The organism is Bradyrhizobium sp. AZCC 1578, from assembly GCF_036924675.1.
Lineage (GTDB): Bacteria > Pseudomonadota > Alphaproteobacteria > Rhizobiales > Xanthobacteraceae > Bradyrhizobium.
Genome location: NZ_JAZHRZ010000001.1, coordinates 579837 through 599400 on the forward strand (window position 1 = coordinate 579837; position 19564 = coordinate 599400).

At 64.1% G+C, this 19564-nt stretch carries 18 protein-coding genes; 5 read left to right on the forward strand and 13 right to left on the reverse strand.

The window, feature by feature from the left end; genetic code table 11:
• Positions 1–14: 14 nt before the first annotated feature.
• The 6 genes from V1290_RS02985 to V1290_RS03010 form a co-directional block, all read right to left on the reverse strand.
• Positions 15–770 (reverse strand): isoprenyl transferase, encoded by a 756-nt coding sequence (locus tag V1290_RS02985; RefSeq protein WP_334362939.1) that lies wholly within the window; start codon positions 768–770, stop codon positions 15–17.
• A gap of 42 nt (positions 771–812) precedes the next feature.
• Positions 813–1376, reverse strand: a complete 564-nt coding sequence (frr, locus tag V1290_RS02990; protein ID WP_028345832.1) for a ribosome recycling factor — start codon at positions 1374–1376, stop codon at positions 813–815.
• Positions 1377–1446: 70 nt separating this feature from the next.
• The gene (gene pyrH, locus V1290_RS02995; protein ID WP_028345831.1) at positions 1447–2163 is read right to left on the reverse strand and encodes a UMP kinase; all 717 of its coding nucleotides are present in this window, start codon (positions 2161–2163) and stop codon (positions 1447–1449) included.
• Positions 2164–2233: 70 nt separating this feature from the next.
• A complete protein-coding gene (gene tsf / locus V1290_RS03000) occupies positions 2234–3160 on the reverse strand; it encodes a translation elongation factor Ts (RefSeq protein ID WP_334362940.1) in 927 nt (308 codons plus the stop codon).
• A gap of 133 nt (positions 3161–3293) precedes the next feature.
• The gene (locus V1290_RS03005; protein WP_057843031.1) at positions 3294–4292 is read right to left on the reverse strand and encodes a 30S ribosomal protein S2; all 999 of its coding nucleotides are present in this window, start codon (positions 4290–4292) and stop codon (positions 3294–3296) included.
• Positions 4293–4514: 222 nt separating this feature from the next.
• Entirely contained in the window at positions 4515–6938 is a 2424-nt protein-coding gene (locus V1290_RS03010) for a caspase family protein (protein ID WP_334362942.1), read from the reverse strand.
• 264 nt (positions 6939–7202) lie between these two features.
• Here V1290_RS03010 and V1290_RS03015 point away from each other — a divergent pair, with 264 nt between their 5' ends.
• The gene (locus tag V1290_RS03015) at positions 7203–7670 is read left to right on the forward strand and encodes an aminoacyl-tRNA deacylase (RefSeq protein ID WP_028345827.1); all 468 of its coding nucleotides are present in this window, start codon (positions 7203–7205) and stop codon (positions 7668–7670) included.
• A 74-nt stretch (positions 7671–7744) separates the two neighbouring features.
• On the opposite strand, the gene V1290_RS03020 is transcribed toward V1290_RS03015, so the two are convergent.
• The 5 genes from V1290_RS03020 to V1290_RS03040 form a co-directional block, all read right to left on the reverse strand.
• Complete coding sequence (locus V1290_RS03020; RefSeq protein ID WP_334362945.1) at positions 7745–8164, reverse strand: CBS domain-containing protein; 420 nt, start codon at positions 8162–8164, stop codon at positions 7745–7747.
• Positions 8165–8355: 191 nt separating this feature from the next.
• Positions 8356–9873: an aldehyde dehydrogenase gene (adh, locus tag V1290_RS03025; protein ID WP_334362946.1), complete on the reverse strand. Its 1518-nt coding sequence runs from the start codon at positions 9871–9873 to the stop codon at positions 8356–8358.
• Positions 9874–10010: 137 nt separating this feature from the next.
• Positions 10011–10976: a helix-turn-helix domain-containing protein gene (locus V1290_RS03030; RefSeq protein WP_334362948.1), complete on the reverse strand. Its 966-nt coding sequence runs from the start codon at positions 10974–10976 to the stop codon at positions 10011–10013.
• Between the two features lie 189 nt (positions 10977–11165).
• Complete coding sequence (gene dnaE, locus V1290_RS03035; RefSeq protein WP_334362949.1) at positions 11166–14675, reverse strand: DNA polymerase III subunit alpha; 3510 nt, start codon at positions 14673–14675, stop codon at positions 11166–11168.
• A gap of 467 nt (positions 14676–15142) precedes the next feature.
• Entirely contained in the window at positions 15143–15889 is a 747-nt protein-coding gene (locus V1290_RS03040; RefSeq protein ID WP_334362950.1) for an outer membrane protein, read from the reverse strand.
• 300 nt (positions 15890–16189) lie between these two features.
• Between V1290_RS03040 and V1290_RS03045 the strand changes: the two genes are divergently transcribed.
• The 4 genes from V1290_RS03045 to V1290_RS03060 all read left to right on the forward strand — a co-directional run bounded on the left by V1290_RS03045 (position 16190) and on the right by V1290_RS03060 (position 17524).
• Complete coding sequence (locus V1290_RS03045) at positions 16190–16483, forward strand: DUF3551 domain-containing protein (protein WP_334362951.1); 294 nt, start codon at positions 16190–16192, stop codon at positions 16481–16483.
• A gap of 135 nt (positions 16484–16618) precedes the next feature.
• Entirely contained in the window at positions 16619–16879 is a 261-nt protein-coding gene (locus tag V1290_RS03050; RefSeq protein WP_334362952.1) for a DUF3551 domain-containing protein, read from the forward strand.
• Positions 16879–17136 carry a DUF3551 domain-containing protein gene (locus V1290_RS03055; RefSeq protein WP_334362953.1) on the forward strand — a complete coding sequence of 86 codons (258 nt, stop codon included), beginning with the start codon at positions 16879–16881 and terminating at the stop codon, positions 17134–17136. The genes V1290_RS03050 and V1290_RS03055 overlap by 1 nt, the downstream gene beginning before the upstream one ends.
• Positions 17137–17260: 124 nt before the next feature.
• Complete coding sequence (locus tag V1290_RS03060; RefSeq protein WP_334362955.1) at positions 17261–17524, forward strand: DUF3551 domain-containing protein; 264 nt, start codon at positions 17261–17263, stop codon at positions 17522–17524.
• Between the two features lie 8 nt (positions 17525–17532).
• Here V1290_RS03060 and V1290_RS03065 read toward each other — a convergent pair whose 3' ends face one another.
• The gene (locus V1290_RS03065; RefSeq protein WP_334362956.1) at positions 17533–18231 is read right to left on the reverse strand and encodes an ABC transporter ATP-binding protein; all 699 of its coding nucleotides are present in this window, start codon (positions 18229–18231) and stop codon (positions 17533–17535) included.
• A 7-nt stretch (positions 18232–18238) separates the two neighbouring features.
• Positions 18239–19519, reverse strand: a complete 1281-nt coding sequence (locus V1290_RS03070; RefSeq protein ID WP_334362958.1) for a lipoprotein-releasing ABC transporter permease subunit — start codon at positions 19517–19519, stop codon at positions 18239–18241.
• Positions 19520–19564 lie beyond the last annotated feature (45 nt).

The window sequence follows — 19564 nt, forward strand, 5'->3', positions numbered from 1 at the left end:
GGGCTCGGGGTCGGTCACGATCCGGTTTTCGCAACCAGACCGCCGAAGCGGCGTTCCCGTCTGGCATATTCGGCGATGGCGCTTTCGAGCGCGGCCTTGTCGAAATCGGGCCAGTGGATCGGCACGAATACAAGTTCGCTATAGGCCGCCTGCCACATCAGGAAGTTCGACAGCCGCTGTTCGCCGCTGGTGCGGATGATCAGGTCGGGATCGGGAATGTCAGGTGCATCGAGATAGCGGCCGAGCGTATCGGCATCGATCGAGGCGGGATCGCGCTTGCCCTCCGCGACTTCACGCGCCAGCCGTTGGGCAGCGCCGGCAATTTCCTGGCGCGATCCGTAGTTGAACGCGACTACGAGATTGAGCTTGGTGTTACCTCTCGTCAGTTCCTCGGCCTCGTTCAAGAGCGTGCAGATATCGGGCTCCAGCCCCTCTCGTTCACCGATTACGCGCACGCGCACGCCGTCGCGGTGCAGCGTCGCCAGATCGTTGCGGATAAAGCGGCGGAGCAATCCAAACAGATCGCCGATTTCGGTCGCCGGCCGCGACCAGTTTTCGGAGCTGAACGAAAAGATCGTCAGATAGAGCACGCCGAGTTCATGGGCGGCGCGAACGACGCGGCGCAGCGCCTCGACGCCGCGGCGGTGGCCTTCGGCGCGCGGCAAGCCGCGCGCTGCCGCCCAGCGCCCATTTCCGTCCATGATGATCGCCACATGCAACGGGACGGAGCGATCCGGTCCTTCCGTGGCGGGGGCGGCGGCGTTCGGCATTATCTGAATTCCAGGGCCAGTCTCAACTCGTGAACCTTGTCATCAAACGGTGAGGATTTCCTTTTCCTTCGCCGCCAGCAACTGATCGATTTCCGCAATTGTACTATCGGTCGCCTTCTGCACGTCATGGGCCAAGCGCTCCTGATCGTCTTCGGATATCTCGTGATTCTTCTCGAGCTTCTTGACGATATCCAGGCCGTCGCGACGGACGTGGCGAACGGCAACCTTGGCCGCCTCGGCGTATTTATGCGCGACCTTCACCAGTTCCTTGCGCCGTTCCTCGTTAAGCTCGGGAATCCGCAGGCGCAGCACCTGCCCTTCGGTCGCGGGTGAGAGGCCGAGATTGGAATCGACGATCGCCTTCTCCACGGCTTTCACCATCGACTTGTCCCACACCTGGACGGAAAGCAGCCGCGGCTCGGGCACGCTGACGGTGGCGAGCTGGTTGAGCGGCATGTGCGAGCCGTAGGCCTCAACCTGTACCGGCTCCAGCATGGACGCTGCCGCGCGGCCGGTTCGCAAGCCACCGAGCTCATGCTTGAGCGCATGGGTGGCGCCTTGCATGCGGCGCTTCAATTCGTTGATGTCAAAACCGGGCGTGGGCATAACGCTCTCCCCTCCTTGGAAACCAGCCGCAGGCGTCTTCAAGCCGCGGTTCGAAACTGCAACCGGCATATCAGCCGGCAACCACCGTGCCGTGGCCGGTGCCGCGCAGGATCGCGCCGATCGAACCCGGCTCGGCGATCGAGAATACGATGATAGGCAGTGACGTCTCGCGGGCAAGCGCGAATGCAGTCGCGTCCATCACCTTGTAGTCGCCGGCGATCGCCTGCGAATGCGTCAGCCGATCAAAACGCTTGGCGGACGGGTCCTTTTTGGGGTCGGCGCTGTAAACGCCGTCGACATTGGTGGCCTTGAGCACCGCCTGAGCGCCGATTTCGGCCGCCCGCAGCACTGCCGTGGTATCGGTGGTGAAGAACGGATTGCCGGTTCCGCCACCCAGCAGCACGATACGCCCCTCGGCGAGGTATTTGTGCGCTGCACCGCGGGTGAAGACCTCGGAAATCTCAGGCATTACGAACGCCGACAGGGTCCGCGCCGGCGCCCCCTTGCGCTCGATGGCAGCCTCCAGCGCCAGGCAGTTCATCACGGTGGCTAGCATGCCCATGGTGTCACCGGTCGGGCGCGAAACGCCGCGCGAGGACACTTCCACGCCGCGAACGATGTTGCCGCCGCCGATCACGACGGCCACCTCGACGCCGAGCTTGTGGGCCGCGATCAGGTCGTCGGCGATGCGGTCAACGGTTGGCTGGTCGATGCCGAAGAAATGGCTACCTGCGAGATACTCGCCCGAGAGCTTGATCACGACGCGACGATAGACCGGCTCAGCCATGGCTTACGCTTCCCTCTCCCGCGCAGGCGACTTCCGGCGCATTTGCGCCGGAAGACTGTGACCGCAGCGGTTACTTCTTGCCGCTGGCCGCCGCGACTTCGGCTGCGAAATCGGATTCCTGCTTTTCGATTCCCTCGCCGAGGGCATAGCGCACAAATCCGGCAATCTTCACCGGCGCGCCGATCTTGCCTTCGGCTTCCTTCAGAGCTTGCGCGACCGACTTGCCCTTTTCGTCGTGGATGAACGCCTGCTCCAACAGGCAGACTTCCTTGTAATAGGTCTTCAGGCCGGACTCGACGATCTTCTCGATCACGTTTTCCGGCTTGCCCTGCTGGCGATACTTGTCGGCCAGCACGTCCTTTTCGCGCTTCACGATCTCGGGGTCGAGGCCGGACGGATCCAGCGCCTGCGGATTGGTCGCAGCCACATGCATCGCAAGCTGCCGGCCGAGATGCGCGAGTTCATCGGACTTGCCGGTGGATTCAAGCGCGACCAGCACGCCCATCTTGCCGGCGCCATCGATCACGGCGCCATGGATGTAGCTCGACACCACGCCCTTGCCGACCTCGAGCGAGGCAGCACGGCGCAGCGTCATGTTCTCGCCGATGGTGGCGATCGCGTCCGAAATCGCGGTTTCGACGGTGACGCTACCGACCTTCGCCGCCTTGATCTTCTCGACGTCGGCGCCGACGTCGAGCGCGACCTGCGCGATCATCTTGACGAGGCCCTGGAACTGCCCGTTGCGGGCGACGAAATCGGTCTCGGAATTGACTTCGACCACGACGCCCTTGGTGCCCGACGTCACCGCACCGATCAGGCCTTCCGCCGCGACGCGGCCGGCCTTCTTGGCGGCCTTCGAGAGGCCCTTCTTGCGCAGCCAATCCTGGGCGCCCTGCATGTCACCCGAAGTTTCGGTGAGCGCTGCCTTGCAGTCCATCATGCCCGCGCCAGTCGACTCGCGCAGTTCCTTGACCATTGCCGCAGTGATCGTTGCCATCGTCGAATATCCCTCTTGCCTGTGAGCTGCGGGCGCGGCGCGCGCTTTGCGCCGTGCCGTCGTCAGCTACAGGGAATGCCGTATCTGGGGAGCAGGACCGGTGGCCGGAAGACCCGGCCACGCGGCGAACCAATTATTCCGCTTCCGCGGTCAGCGTCTTGGCCTGGGCGACCCAGGCATCGGCGCGGCTCGGAAGACCAACCTCTTCACCGATCTTGTGCGCGGTGTCGTGGTCGAGTTCGGCAAGCTGCCAGTAATGGAAGATGCCGAGGTCGTTGAGCTTCTTCTCGATCGTACCCGACACGCCGGTGAGCTTCTTGAGGTTGTCGGCAGTGCCGCGCGGACCGGCCAGTCCCTGGAAGCCGGTCGGCTGGGGCGCTGCCGGAACTTCCTCGCGGACCGGCTGAACGGCGGCGCCGATATCGATGCCGGAGTCGCCCTGCGCGCGCGAAATGCCGTCGATGGCGGCGCGGGCAATCAGGTCGCAATACAGCGAAATGGCGCGGCCGGCATCGTCATTGCCCGGCACCACGAAGGTGATGCCCTTCGGGTCGGAGTTGGTGTCGACGATCGCGGCAACGGGAATGTTGAGCCGCTGCGCTTCCTGGATCGCGATGTCTTCCTTGTTGGTGTCGATCACGAAGATCATGTCGGGAAGACCGCCCATGTCCTTGATACCGCCGAGCGAGCGGTCGAGCTTGTCGCGCTCGCGCTGCAGCGTCAGCCGCTCCTTCTTGGTGTAGGAGTTGGCCTCGCCCGACGACAGCACCTCATCGAGGTGACGCAGGCGCTTGATCGATCCTGAAATCGTCTTCCAGTTGGTCAGCGTGCCGCCGAGCCAGCGCGAATTGACGAAATACTGCGCCGAGCGCTTGGCCGCCTCGGCAACGCCGTCCTGCGCCTGGCGCTTGGTGCCGACGAACAGGATGCGGCCGCCCTTGGCAACCGTGTCGGAAACCGCCTGCAGCGCGCGATGCAGCATCGGCACGGTCTGGGCGAGATCGATGATGTGGATGTTGTTGCGGGCACCGAAAATGTAATCCGCCATCTTCGGATTCCAGCGGTGCGATTGGTGGCCAAAGTGGACGCCAGCTTCCAAGAGCTGACGCATGGAAAAATCGGGTAGCGCCATAGTAATAGTTCTCCGGTTGGTTCCTCCGGAAACGTGTGAGCAAACGAGCCTGACTGGCCCGGTTGCCACCGGACGGCCTTTGAGAGCCATGTTTCCGTGTGAGATGGCGCGCTATATAGCCGGATTCCAGCCGGAAGCAAGGAAATACGGCCGGTTTTTCGGTCTTCCAGATCAGCGATTTAGGGCCGCTCCGGCCAGACCCGGGATCTGGCCGGCTAACGATCAGCATCGGCCCGGCAGGCACCCCCTGGCCGCGGCCGCCGGAGCCGGCGCCGCACGCGGTGCAGCCATCGGCGGTGGTGCGGCCACACGCGCGGGTGCCGGGGGTGGTGCGGCCATCCTTGGTGGAGGCGGTGGCGGCGCAGCCATCCTCGGCGGAGGCGGTGGCGGCGCGGCCATCCTCGGTGGAGGCGGTGGCGGCGCGGCCATCCGCGGCGGCGGCGGTGGGGGTGCGGCCATGCGCGGCGGCGGGGCCGGCGGCGCAGCCATCCTGGGTGGAGGCGACGGTGCGGCCATCCTCGCTGGTGGAGGCGGCGCGGCCATCCTGGGCGGGGGCGATGCCGGGGCTACTCGCGCTGCCGGCGGTGGCGGGGGCCTTGCCACATGCGCCGCAGACGGTGGCGTGCCACGCCGCAGCTCAGGTTGTAGTTGAGGTTTTGGCGCCACCGCAGCAGCCGGCCTTGATGGCGCGGCGGCGCTGGGTGGCGGCGCAACCGCGGGCTGCCGGCCTGCCGGAGCCGCGGGAGCCGTCGCGCCAACGGCCGGCCGCGCACCGACTGCGCCGGGTGCAGTGGGCGCCGCTGTTCCCGGGCGCAACGCACCCGGCGCTGGCCTTGCGTTCGGATTGACGGCGGCGCTCGGGGGCGCGGCTGGCGCGCCCCTGGCGCCCGGAACCGGCAGGGCGTTGGTTCTCGGCGGGGTCTGTGTCGACGGCAGCGCGGCTGGTGCGTTCGCCGGCTGCACCGCGCCCGGCCGTCCGGTCTGCCCGGCGGGAGCTGCGGGCAAACCGGTCCTCACGGCAGGATTGATCGCGGCGCTTGGCGGCACCGGCGCCTTGCCCTGCTGGATCAAGGTGGCCCGTTGCGCCACGGCAGGCGGCAGCGTAGGTGTGGCGCCACCAACCTGGCCCGGCGCAACCACCCTCGCCGCCGGGGAGCCGGGACGTCCCCTGTCGCCAAGTCCCGCCGCAGGCAAAGTGGGCTGCGGCCTGTTGATGACGTTGTTGATCACGGCCCGGTTGTGGATGTTGGCAAAGATGATGTTGTTCGGCGGCGGCGCGACATAGCGCGGCGGCCTCACATAGACCGGTATCGGCACAAAGATCGGTTGCGGCAGGATGAACAGCCCGATCGGCGGCGGTGGCGGCTCCAGCACCACGAAATCATCCGGCGGCGGCGGCAGGTAGTAGACCGGCGCCGGTGGCGGCGGGACAAAATCGAACTCGGGATCGCTGAACACCAGCACGGGACGATCGACATAGATGATCTCGTCCGGCGGCGGCGGCGGCACGTCGTAATCGATCACATCGAATGTCGGCGGCGGCTCGACCGGCGCAGTGAGAATGACCAGCCGGCGGCGCGCGTCGGCCGCATGAGGCCCGCGCGGGTAGCGTTGCAGATACGACCAATAGGCGTTCGGGGTGTCGGCGCGGTAGGTGCGGCGCCAGGTGATCGCTTCGCGCCGCGCCGCAGCGATCGCCCTCACCCGCTTCGCCATGGGATCGTCGGGATAGGCGGCGAGAAAATCCTCATAGGCCGGCAGCGTGTCGCGCTCCAGCGCCGCGGTGTAAGCATCTTGCGCGCCGAGATCACGGATCGGTTTGCTGCGGATGGCGGCGACCTGATCCGGCGGCGCCGGGGCGGGCGCATCCGGTGAGCGCTCAAAGAACGTGAAGCTAGCGTCGACCTTCTGGCTGTCCCAGGGCACCTGCGCGCCCTTGCTGGCTTCGTTGACGCGAAGCCGGACGCGATTGAAAACCTCCGGCAGCGGCAATCCACCGGTCCGGATCATCTCGGCCAGCGATTGGGCGTAGATGCCGTACGGTCCTTGCTCGGCAGGCGCTACCGTCCCGGGCGCCGCGTTGAACGCGATCAGCATATGCGGGTCGGCCTCGACCAGAGCGAGACCGCTTGCGATCTGTCCCTCGACGAACGGCTGCTGCCGCGCCGCGTCCAGCACGACGATTCCGGCCTTCAACGGGAGCGAGGCGAGTTGGCGGATGTAGTCGCCGGTCCGCAACGCCTCGGTCGGAACATCGGTATCCCGGTTGATCGCGGAATCGACCGGCACGAAATAGTTCTCGCCGGCCAATTGCAGCCCGTAACCGGCCAGATAGACCATCGCGACCGTGTCCGGCCCCGAGCTTTCGGCCTTCTGGATGAAGTCGCGGAAACTCTTGCGCAGCGTGTCGCCATCGAGGTCGCGGGCGCCGATCACGTCGAATCCCGCCGCCTGCAAGGTTTGGGCGATCAGGCCGGCATCGTTGGCCGCGGTTGCCAGCGGCGATTTCGCATAGGCGGCATTGCCGACCACCAGCGCGATGCGCTTTTCCTGCTGTTGCGCAGCGGCGGAGGTCAAATGACCGGCCAGACCGGACATCGCGACGAGACACACCGAGAGGATCGACAAACTTCTTACTACCTGCATGGGATCCCACCCTGTCTCCGCCCGCGCTGTATGAGACGCGCGTTAAGCTGAACCTTTCTTGAACAAATGCGCTCTCAGCAAGGCATGCTGCAAGTCAAATCGAGCCCGAACGCCCGCGCCGCCCGGTTCCGGCACGGAGATTCGCATTGTCGCGGCCGCCCGGCGGGCGTATCCTTCCACCCTAATCGTGTTCGCCCGCATCGTGAGGCGACTGCGCGAGTTCCTCCCGGTGTGCGGAATGCCCATGCAATGGAGGAAATCGTCATGACCGTCGCCCCAACCCTGCAAAAATACCTGGATCAAAGCGTCACCTACGACGTGATCCCTCATGCCCCCACGAAGTCATCGACGCGCACAGCAGAAGCCTGCCACGTGCCGGGCGATGCGCTGGCCAAGGCCGTCGTGCTGCGCCGCGACGGCGGCTACATGATGGCCGTTCTTCCGGCCTCCCATCACCTGCATCTGTCGACCCTGAAAAGTCAGCTCGGCCACAAGGTCGACCTGGCGAGCGAAAAAGAGATCGCGGAGCTGTTTGTCGACTGCGACATTGGAGCGATCCCGCCGGTTGGCGAGTGCTATGGGCTCGACGTCATCGTCGACGACAGCATCGACCCGCGACGGGATATCTACATGGAGGCCGGCGATCATGCGACGCTGATCCGCATGGACGGCGAGCAATTCGCGCGACTTAACGCCAAGGCCTGGCGCGGCCACTTCAGCACGCACGATTGAGGCCGCTCGATCATGCCGACGCCCGCGTCGATTTCGACGCGGGCTGTACCCGTTAGCGCGAGGGCTGCCGCGCGTCAGTGATGGGCGGCAACGCTCTTCACGCATCCGGCCAGCAAATCATTGGGCGCCGAACGGCTGACGTCGCCCAGGCTGATCATGCCGACCATTCGCTTGCTCTTGTTGATCACCGGCAACCTGCGGACCTGCAGCGTCTCCATGTGATGGACGGCCTTGGCAAGGTCATCGTCCTCGCGGCAGCAATGGATGCCTTCGGTCATCACGTCGCGCGCCTTCGCACGGCTGGGGTCGAACTTGCCGTCCGCAAGCCCTTTGCAGACGATGTCGCGATCGGTGACCATCCCGACCAGGTGGTCGTCCTCTCCGATCGGAATGCAGCCGATGTCATGTTCTCGCATCAGTTTCGCGACTTCGGTGATAGGCGTATCGGGGTTGACCCAGTCGACGCCCTTGTGCATCGCGTCTTTGACTTTCATGGCGGACCTCCGTAACTGCGATTTCAGGTAATACTCCCGTGATGCAGCACAGTTCCCCCTCGACTCGATTATATGACGGTTTCGGGTAGGTCGGCATCGAAAAAGGCAATGACAACTTCTTGAATTCGCGAAACGTCGTTGCGCGGGTTTGAAGTGCCCCGCGCAACGCCGTCGCCCAAGTCAGAAGGATGTCAGAAGAAGCCGAGCTTCTTCGGGCTGTAGCTGACCAAGAGGTTCTTGGTCTGCTGGTAGTGGTCCAGCATCATCTTGTGGGTCTCGCGGCCGACACCCGATTGCTTGTAACCGCCGAATGCGGCATGTGCCGGATAGGCGTGATAGCAATTGGTCCAGACGCGGCCCGCCTGGATGGCGCGGCCGAAGCGGTAGAGCCGGCTCCCATCGCGGCTCCAGATGCCGGCGCCGAGACCATAGAGCGTGTCGTTGGCGATCGCGAGCGCTTCGTCGTCATCCTTGAAGGTCGTGACCGAAACGACCGGTCCGAAGATCTCTTCCTGGAAGATGCGCATCTTGTTGTTGCCCTTGAACACCGTCGGCTTGACGTAGAAGCCGCCGGCGAGGTCGCCCGGCAGTTCGTTGCGCGCCCCGCCGGTTAGCACCTGCGCCCCCTCCCCGCGGCCGATATCGATATAGGACAGGATCTTGTGCAGTTGCTCGGAAGATGCCTGCGCGCCGATCATGGTCGCTGGATCGAGCGGGTCGCCCTGCACGATCGCCTCGACCCGCTTCAACGCCCGCTCCATGAAGCGGTCGAAGATCGATTCATGGATCAGCGCGCGGCTCGGACAGGTGCAGACTTCGCCCTGGTTGAACGCGAACATGACGAAGCCTTCGATCGCCTTGTCGAAGAACTCGTCATCCTCGGCAGTGACGTCCTTGAAGAAGATGTTGGGCGACTTGCCGCCGAGTTCGAGCGTCACCGGAATGAGGTTCTGGCTGGCATATTGCATGATCAGCCGGCCCGTCGATGTTTCCCCGGTGAAGGCAATCTTGGAAATGCGCGGCGATGAGGCCAGTGGCTTGCCGGCCTCTAGGCCGAAGCCGTTGACGATATTGAGCACGCCGGGCGGCAAGAGGTCGCCGATCAAGCCTGCCCACACCATGATCGCCGCCGGGGTCTGTTCGGCCGGCTTCAGCACGACGCAGTTTCCGGCAGCCAACGCCGGCGCGAGTTTCCAGCACGCCATCAGCAGCGGGAAGTTCCAGGGAATGATCTGGCCGACGACGCCGAGCGGCTCGTGGAAATGATAGGCGACGGTATCGTGATCGATTTCGGATAGGCTGCCTTCCTGGGCGCGGATGGCGCCGGCGAAGTAGCGGAAATGGTCGATGGCGAGCGGAATGTCGGCAGCGGTGGTCTCGCGGATCGGCTTGCCGTTGTCCCAGGTTTCGGCGAGCGCAAGCAGATCGAGGTTTTCCTCCATGCGATCGGCGATACAGTTCAGGATCAGCGCGCGTTCCGCGACGCTGGTGCGGCCCCAGGCTTCCTTGGCAGCGTGCGCCGCGTCGAGCGCATCTTCGATGTCCTTGTCGTCAGAGCGCGCGACCTCGCAAAGCAGCCGGCCGTTGACCGGCGAGAAATTCTCGAAATAGCGGCCCGAGCGCGGCTCGGCCCATTTTCCGTTGATGTAGTTCCCGTATCGCCTTTCGAACGGGGCCTTCGCAGTTCGTGAAAATTCAACCTTGTTCATGGCTGTTCCTCGCTATGGCGTCGCTGAATGCGGCGCTCGGAAAAAACCATGGCGAAGGCCGGTTTTGCTGTCTGCCCACCGAAACCGGATCGCGGGGGCGTGTGTCGCAGAACTGCGACAGTCGAACGGGAGAATCTTTAGTGAGCGCGATGGAGGTCGAGGCGCCGCAGCTTCCGGTGCAGGGTCGCGCGGCTGATGCCGAGCGCCTCGGCGGCGGCCGAAACGTTGCCGCCGCTGCGCGCCAGCGCCCGTTGCACGGCCGCCCGCTCGGCCTGGTCGAGATCGCGAGCCGGACTGGACGCGCCGCCGAGCAGGTCCGCCGCCGGCAACGGCTTCTTCAGAAAATCCCGCGTCACGCCGAGCGCCAGCCGCGCCGAACGCGTTGCACCGATGACGAGGTCATCGGCATCGACCGCGATCAGCCCGCCGCCGCCGCGATTGATGTCGGGCGCAAACAGGAAGCGGGCGTTCGGAAACGCCAGCCGGAAATTCTCCGTCTCGATCCGGCGGGCGGCATCGCTGACCGCCACCGCAATCAAATTGACGAACCCTTCCGTGAGGTCGGCGCGGCAGGAAGACACGTCGAGCGCGGCAGCCAGCCTGCCCTCGTGGTCGTAGATCGGCGCCGACGTGCAGCTCAAAAGTGTGTTGCGCGCGTAGAAATGCTGGTCGCGATGGACGGTGAGCGCGCGCTGCTCGGCCAGACACGTTCCGATGCCGTTGGTGCCCTCACACTCCTCGCTCCAGACCGTCCCGGTCCACAAACCCCACGCCCTGAACGTCTCGTCGTCGGACGCGGCGCCGCGCCGGTCGACAGGCACGCCGTCGCGATCAGCCAGCAGCACGCAACAGCCGACGCCGCCGACGGCAAGAAACAGCCGGTCGAGATTGGATTGCGCGGCGCGAACCAGCGGCTCGATCTGCCGGCGCGCCAATTCGAATTCGGCCCGGCTCAATCGGCGCGGCAGATTGCATTCGGCGGGGTCGAGGCGATGAAAATTCGACGACCGGCGCCAGGAAGCAACCACAGCTGACGTGGCAGCCGAGCCATGCGCGACTGTCGCCTGCACCTGATCGGCATGGTGTTTGGTGGTCTGCGCCACGCTCCATCCTCCCGGAATGCAACCCTACCCGGCGGGCGTGACATAGCGAATTGATCTGGATCAAACGAGGGCGACCTTGGTCTATCTCGCGTCAAGCTGCAGGGGGCCGCGGCCATCACGGCGATGATGCTGACACAAATTGGCAGTATATCGTCTCAGCCAAGCGCTATCCGCGCCGCTCCGGCCCGCCTACAGCGTCTGCACATCCACCACGCCGGCCACCGCCTTGATCGCACCGGCGATCTGCGGCGAGACCTTGAAGCGGCCCGGCAGCTTCATCTCCACCTCGGTCTGCAGATCGAGCATGATGACGAGCGAGACGTCGCCATCGGCGCCCCCCGACGGCGCGGGCGCCGGCTTCGCCGGCAGGCCCTTGGCCGAACCGTTTTGCGCCGATGCTTCCGGCATGTTGAGCCGTCGTGCAATCGAATCCAGCGGTTTGGTGTCGCGAACGAAAATCCGCAGGCCCTTCTGGGTTTTGGCCGCTGCGTCATCCAGCGGCTCGGCATGCAGCACCCGCGCGCGCACGTCTTCGCCCTGCAACTCGGCGCCGAGCTGCAGCAATACGGCCGCCCCCGGCTCCAGCACATCGCGGTATTGCGCCAGGCCTTCAGAAAACAGCACGGCCTCGAAATGTCCGGTCGGATCCGACAGGCCCATGATGCCCATCTTGTTGCCGGTCTTGGTGCGGCGCTCCATGCGCGACACCACAGTGGCTGCAACTCTGCCCGCCGTCGCACCGGTCTTCACGGCACGCGAGAATTCCGCCCAGGACTGCACCCGCAGCCGCTTCAACACGGTGGCGTAGTCGTCGAGCGGATGGCCAGACAGGAAGAAGCCGACGGCATCGTATTCGCGGCGGAGTTTTTCGGCCGGCAACCAGGGCTCGATCTGCGGCAGCATGATGGTCGGCGCGTCGGCAGCATTGCCGAACATGTCGTTCTGACCGATCGTCGCGGCTTCGTGGCTGCGCTGGCAGGCAGCGAGAATCGCGTCCGCCCCGGCAAAGACATGGGCGCGGTTCGACTCCAGCGTGTCGAATGCGCCGGCCGCGGCGAGGCTTTCGATGATGCGCTTGTTGATCGCGCGCGGATTGACGCGGGCGGCGAAGTCCGCAAGCGAGGTGAAGGCGCCCTTCTTGCGCTCCTCCACGATCTGCTCGACCGCCTGCAGGCCGACGCCCTTCAGCGCCGCCAGCGCATAGTAGATGGTTTTCTCGCCAACCTCGAAGGTGGCGCCCGAGCGGTTGATGTTCGGTGCCTCGACCTTGATGCCGAGCCGCTGCGCCTCGGCGCGAAACTCCGAGAGCTTATCGGTGTTGTTGAGTTCGAGCGTCATCGACGCCGCCAGAAACTCCACCGGGTAATGCGCCTTCATGTAGGCGGTGTGGTAGGACACCAGCGCGTAAGCCGCGGCGTGGCTCTTGTTGAAGCCGTAGTCGGCGAATTTGGCGAGCAGTTCGAAGATCGTGTCCGCCTGCCCTTTCGGCACGCCGTTCTTGACGGCGCCGGCAACGAAGATCGCTCGCTGCTTCTCCATCTCGGCGCGGATCTTCTTGCCCATCGCGCGGCGCAGCAGGTCGGCGTCGCCGAGCGAATAGCCGGCCATCACCTGCGCGATCTGCATCACCTGTTCCTGGTAGATGATGACGCCGAACGTCTCTTTCAGGATCGGCTCCAGGATCGGATGCAGATATTCCGGCTCCTCGTCGCCGTGCTTGCGCGCGCAATAGGTCGGGATGTTGGCCATCGGACCCGGGCGATAGAGCGCCACCAGCGCGATGATGTCCTCGAACCGGTCGGGGCGCATGTCGATCAGCGCGCGCCGCATGCCCTGGCTTTCCACCTGGAACACGCCGACCACATCGCCCCGCGCCAGCATCTGGTAACTCGGCGCATCATCGATCGGCAGCGTCGCCAGGTCGACATGGATGTTGCGCTGTTTGAGCAGTTTCACCGCGACGTCAAGCACGGTCAGCGTCTTCAGGCCGAGGAAGTCGAACTTCACGAGCCCGGCCGGCTCGACCCATTTCATGTTGAACTGGGTCACCGGCATGTCGGACTTGGGATCGCGATAGAGCGGCACCAGTTCGCTTAAAGGTCGGTCGCCGATCACGATGCCGGCAGCGTGGGTCGAGGCGTGGCGCGTCAGTCCTTCGAGGCGCTGGGCGATGTCAAAGGCGCGCGCGACCACCGGGTCCTCGTCGCGGAACGCCTGCAGCTTCGGTTCACCCTCGATCGCCTGCGCCAACGTCACCGGCGCGGCAGGATTTTGCGGCACAAGTTTTGTCAGCTTATCGACTTGGCCGTAGGGCATCTGCAGCACGCGGCCGACGTCGCGCAGCACGCCGCGCGCCTGCAGCGTTCCGAAGGTGATGATCTGCGCCACCTGATCGCGGCCATAGCGCTGCTGCACGTAGTCGATCACCTCGCCGCGGCGGTCCTGGCAGAAGTCGATGTCGAAGTCCGGCATCGAGACGCGTTCGGGGTTGAGGAAGCGCTCGAACAGCAGCCCAAAGCGAATGGGATCGAGGTCGGTGATGGTGAGCGCGTACGCGACCAGCGAGCCGGCGCCGGAGCCGCGGCCCGGACCGACCGGAATGTCGTGGGCCTTGGCCCATTTGATGAAGTCCGAGACGATCAGAAAGTAGCCCGCATAGTTCATGCGGTTGATGACGTCGATTTCGAAGGCGAGACGCTTCTGGTATTCCTCTTCCGTCGCGCCGGGCGACAGGCCATGAACCTGGAGACGCCGTGCGAGCCCCGCCTCGGCCTGACGCTTCAGCTCCACGGCTTCTTCGGTTGCCGCGTCGGAGCCCGAATCGGCGCCGACGGTGAAACGCGGCAGGATCGGTTTTCTTGTCTTCGGCCGAAACGAGCAGCGTTCGGCGATCTCGATCGTGGAGGCCAGCGCTTCCGGAATGTCGGCAAACAGCACCGCCATTTCGGCGCGGGTCTTGAAGCGGTGATCAGGGGTGAGCAGCTCGCGGTCGGTCTCGGCGATCAGCTTGCCGCCAGCGATGCACAACAACGCATCATGGGCCTCGTAATCGTCGTTCGATGCGAAATATGGCTCGTTGGTCGCGACCAGCGGCAGGCCCTTGGCGTAAGCGAGATCGATCAGGCCGGCCTCGACGCGACGCTCCTTGTCGATGCCATGGCGCTGCAATTCGACATAGAGGCGATCGCCGAACAGGCCCGCCAGCCGGTCGATACGCGCGGCTGCAAGCGCTGTGTGATCGGCGTTGAGCGCCAGCGAAATCGGACCGTCGGGGCCGCCGGTCAGCGCGATCAAATCCTCGGCATCGCCCTTCAGCCATTCGAGCTTGATGTGCGGGGATTGATGGACCGGTGTTTCCAGAAACGCCCGCGAGTTCAGCCGCATCAGGCTGCGGTAACCGCGCTCGCGCGCCGCCAGCAGTACGATTCGCGACGGCGTGGCAGCCAGCGAATTGCGGGCGTTGGGATCTTGGTCGCCGAAATCGACGGCGAGCTCGCAGCCGACGATCGGCTGGATGCCGTAGCCAGCCATCTTGTCGGAGAATTCCAGCGCTCCGAACATGTTGTCGGTGTCGGTCAGCGCCAGCGCCGGCTGGCGATCGGCTTTCGCCAGTTCGCCGAGTTTGGCGATCTTGATGGAGCCCTTCAGCAGCGAATAGGCCGAATGAACGTGGAGATGAACGAATCCGGCACTGGACATGGTCGCTTAACAGGCTCTCGCATATGGTTAGGAGCGATCATCGGCCGCTGGGTGCGCGCCGACTCGCCGCCGCAATGGTGATGCCTTGGCCGGACGGAGTCCACGCGGAACGCCGCTTGCGCACCCGCCATCCGGCTTTTCCCCAGCCCGTCGCAAGCCGAATCGGGCCGGTTCTCCGCCCCGCCTCAAAGCTGCGGGATCACCTGCGCCCACACCGCGATCATCCCGACAAACAGCGTAATCGACGCCAGCGCCGCCGCCTCTTCCACGAACATCCGCAACATGATCCGACTCCCACGGTCAAAGAACATATGAGGAACATTGTTCCTTTTTTGTTCTTGGAGTCAAGTCCGTCTCACGGCGCGTCTTACGACAATTCCGGCTTGGTTAACCGGCGCGCCACACCAATAAAAAAAGCCCCGGGAAGGTCCCGGGGCTTCGATGTTGGTCGCAGGTCGCGCGCGAGATCAGTACCTCGTGACGGCCGGGCCGCCGAAGCGATAGTTGATGCGGGCGGTGACGAGATCGACGTCCTGGTCGATGCGAACATTGCCGGCGAACGCGCCACCCGGCGTGGTGAAGGCGTAGGTACGGTCCTGCATGAACAGGTGATTGTACTCGACGCCGACCGACCAGTTCGGGGCGAAGCCGTATTCGAGGCCTGCGCCGACCACGCCGCCCCAGCGGGTGTCGTCATTGGTCGTAGCCAGCAGTGCGCCGGTAGGAACGTCGAACCTGCGATACTCGTTCGAGGTCACAGCCGCACCGCCCTTGACGTAGAGCAGGACGTTGTTGACGGCATAACCAACCTGACCAGTGAACAGGCCGAACGCATTCACCCGCGATTCGTTGCGAACCGTGGGATCGAGCAGGCTGAGGTTGCTGCCCTGGAAGTCGGCCCAGTTGCCCTGCGCTTCAACGCCGAACACCCAGGTGCCAGCCTGCCAGCGATAGCCGATCTGGCCACCGATCGTGCCGCCGTCCGCGTCATGGGAGCCTTCGCCGAAAGTGCCAACGCCCGGCAGGAGATTCCAGCTATTGCGGCTCGTGCCATAGCCGCCGTTCGCACCGATGTAGAATCCGGTCCAATCATACACAGCAGCGACCATCGGGGGCGCCTTGGTGTAAGGGCGCGCAGCGAGATCAGCAGCAACAGCCGGCGCAGCCGCGCCGAGCGCGATCAGACTGGCCGTAACAAGCAAAACCTTCTTCATTCTTATTCCCGTTCCTTTTTTGACAGCCCCCAAGGCCGTGGCATGCTCATAGCATCGTCAGCTCGAATTGCTGTAACCTCACTGCAACAACGCACATCAAACGGCCTCAGTGTGAACGTAAGTTAATGTTGTCCTGCAGGCATCTTTTGAAACATTGCGCCGAGCCTCGCCGCAAAAAATTCACATTTTAGTTTTGCGGCGGTATTGCAAGGCGGATTGGCTTGACGGGATTGCAGAGCTGCGGCTTGTGTCGATCAGAATGGAACGCGAAGTGCCGATGCGCCGTGAGGGAGATTCGAAATGCGTAGAGCGATTCTGGCTGTGCTGACCGCGATCGGATTGACAGCTATCGGCGCTGCGCCTGCCGAAGCGGTCGGCACTCGATATCCGTTCTGCCTTCAGGGAGACGAGTATCCGGCGCTGAGCTACTGCACGTTCACGAGCTACGAGCAGTGCCAGGCGACTGCATCGGGACGCTTTCTCACCTGCATCGCCAATCCTTATTATGTCGGCGAGAGCGAACCGCCGCCCTCCAACTATCGCCCGCTGCCCGGCCGCGCGCTGCCGCCCGCCCCCGGCTACGGCAGGTACTGACCACCACCGAGGGCTCGTTGCGCCCTGTTTGCGCCCCGCCGACGGCCATTCCAACGCGCGAACGTGATTTGACGCGGACGTTGGCGAGTCGTCTGCTTAGCGACTGAAGATTGCAAACGCTGCGGCGGAGGATGCATGCGAAGGGCATTGCCGGCGCTCATGGTCGCCGGTGCTGTGTCGGCAGCGGTTGCGATGCCGGCGGCGGCGCGCGAGTTTCCCTACTGCGTCAAGGGCTGCGATTTCGGCGCCGGTGCCGGCGATTGCAGTTTTTCGTCGCTCGCGCAATGTCAGGCAACCGCCTCCGGGCGAGATGCGGGTTGCGCTGCGAATCCCTATTTCAACGCCAAGGCGGAAATGCAGACCGATCGCAGCCGCCAATCCCGAAGGAGATTCTGATGCGTATTTTGGCTTTGGCAATTTTGGCAGTCGGAGCGGCACCGGCGCAGGCACAGACTTACGATCCCCGCTATCCGGTTTGCCTGCATGTTTATAACAGGGGGATCAACTACTACGAATGTGCCTATACCTCCCTGCCTCAATGCAACATGTCGGCGTCGGGCCGCTCGGCGCAATGCGAGATCAATCCGTATTTCGCACATGCATCGCAAGAACCGTCGGCACGACGCAACAAGCGCTACCGCAACGGCTACTGACCGCGAGCCCTTGCAACGCGCGAACGTGATTTGACGCGGCCGTTGGTGGGTCGTCTGCTTAGCGACTGAAGGTTGCATGGGCTGCGGCAGACCGCCCGCGGCCGCCAACCCAAGGAGCTTCCAAATGCGCATTCTGGCTTTGGCAATTCTGGCAATCGGCGCAGCTTCGGCCGCTGCACCGGCGCAAGCGCAGACGTACGATCCCAGCTATCCGGTTTGCCTGCATGTGTACGGCAAGATCAGCTATTACGAATGCAGATATACTTCGCTGGCCCAGTGCAACATGTCGGCGTCGGGCCGCTCGGCGCAATGCGTCGTCAATCCCTATTACGCACAGGCTCAGGGACCGTCGGGACCTCGCAACAGGCGGTACCGCAACGTCTACTGACGTCGCCGTTATTCGAGTTCGACGACCCGGCCGTCGACCAGCGACACCCGCCGGTCCATGCGGCCGGCCAGCTCCATGTTGTGGGTGGCGATCAGCATCGCGACCTGCGTCGCCTTCACGAGCTGCATCAGCGCCTTGAAGACGTGATCGGCGGTATGCGGATCGAGATTTCCGGTCGGCTCGTCGGCGAGTAACGCCCGGGGCGCATTGGCGACCGCGCGCGCGATGGCGACGCGCTGCTGTTCGCCGCCGGACAGTTCCGCCGGACGGTGCGAGATGCGATCGCCGAGGCCGAGATAGGCCAAAATCTCCTGCGAGCGCTTGATCGTCTCGGAGCGTTTGAGGCCGCGGATCATCTGCGGCAGCATGACGTTTTCGAGCGCGGTGAATTCCGGCAACAGCCGATGCGATTGATAGACGAAGCCGATGTCGGAGCGCCGGATCTGGGTGCGGTCGATATCTGATAGTTGCGAGGTCGGCGTGCCCGCTACATAGACCTCACCATCGTCGGGGCTTTCGAGCAGGCCCGCGATGTGCAGCAGCGTCGACTTGCCCGATCCCGACGGCGCCACCAGCGCCACCGACTGTCCCGCCCACAGCGCAAGCTTGGCGCCGTTGAGGATGGTCAGCGTCGCCTCGCCCTGTCGGTACTCGCGTTTTATCTCGTGGAGATAGATAACGGGTACATCTTCCGCCTCCTCGGCCATCGCGCCCTCACTCATAACGGAGCGCGTCGACGGGATCGAGGCGCGCTGCGCGCCAGGACGGATAGAGTGTCGCTAGGAACGACAGCGTCAGCGCCATGATCACCACCGCAGTGGTCTCGCCGAAATCGATCTCGGCCGGCAGCCGGGAGAGGAAATAGAGTTCCGGCGAGAACAATTCGGTGTTGGTCATCCAGGACAGGAACTGCCGGATCGATTCGATATTCAGGCAGATCAGCATGCCGACGAAAAATCCGGTCAGCGTGCCGACCACACCGATCGCAGCGCCCGTGATCAGGAATATCCGCATGATCGAGCCCTGCGACGCACCCATGGTGCGCAGGATGGCGATGTCCTGGCCCTTGTCCTTGACCAGCATGATCAGGCCCGAAACGATGTTGAGCGCGGCAACCAGCACGATCATGGTCAGGATCAAAAACATCACGTTGCGCTCGACCTGAAGCGCGTTGAAGAAGGTCGAGTTGCGCTGCCGCCAGTCGACCAGGAACACCGGCCGCCCGGCTGCCTCCGTCACGCTCTTGCGGAACGCGTCGATTCGATCGGGATTGCTGGTGAATACCTCGATCGCGGTGACGTCGTCCTTGCGGTTGAAATAGGCCTGCGACTCCGGCAGCGGCATGAACACGAAGCTTGCGTCATATTCCGACATGCCGATCTCGAACACGGCCGCGACCTTGTAAGGCTTGATGCGCGGCGTCGTGCCCATTGGGGTCACCGCGCCCTTGGGCGCAACCAGCGTGATGGTGTCGCCGGCATGCAGCGACAATTGATCGGCGAGCCGGCGTCCGATGATGACGCCCTGCCCCTCGTCAAATCCCTCCATCGTGCCTTGCTTGATGTTCTTGGCGATCGAAGTGAGGTTGTTCAGGTCCGCAGCGCGCATGCCGCGTACCAGCACACCGGCGGCGTTGAAGGCCGAGGACGCCAGCGCCTGGCCGTCCACGACCGGCGCGGCAAGGCGGATGCCATCGACCTGGCTGATGCGCTCGGCGACGTCCTTCCAGTCGGTTAGCGGCGATTCCAAGGGCTGCACCAAGATGTGGCCGTTCAGCCCGAGGATCTTGTCCAAGAGTTCCTTGCGAAATCCGTTCATCACGGCCATCACGATGATCAGCGTGGCGACGCCGAGCATGATGCCGAGGAACGAAAAGCCGGCGATGACGGAAATGAAGCCTTCCTTGCGACGTGCCCGCAGGTAACGCCCAGACAGCAGCCATTCGAAGGGCGCAAAAGGCGGAGTTCGGGCTGTCTCGTTCATGGTCTCATCCATTACTCGATAATCCCATGATTCGGGCCAAATGTGGCCGTATTGGCC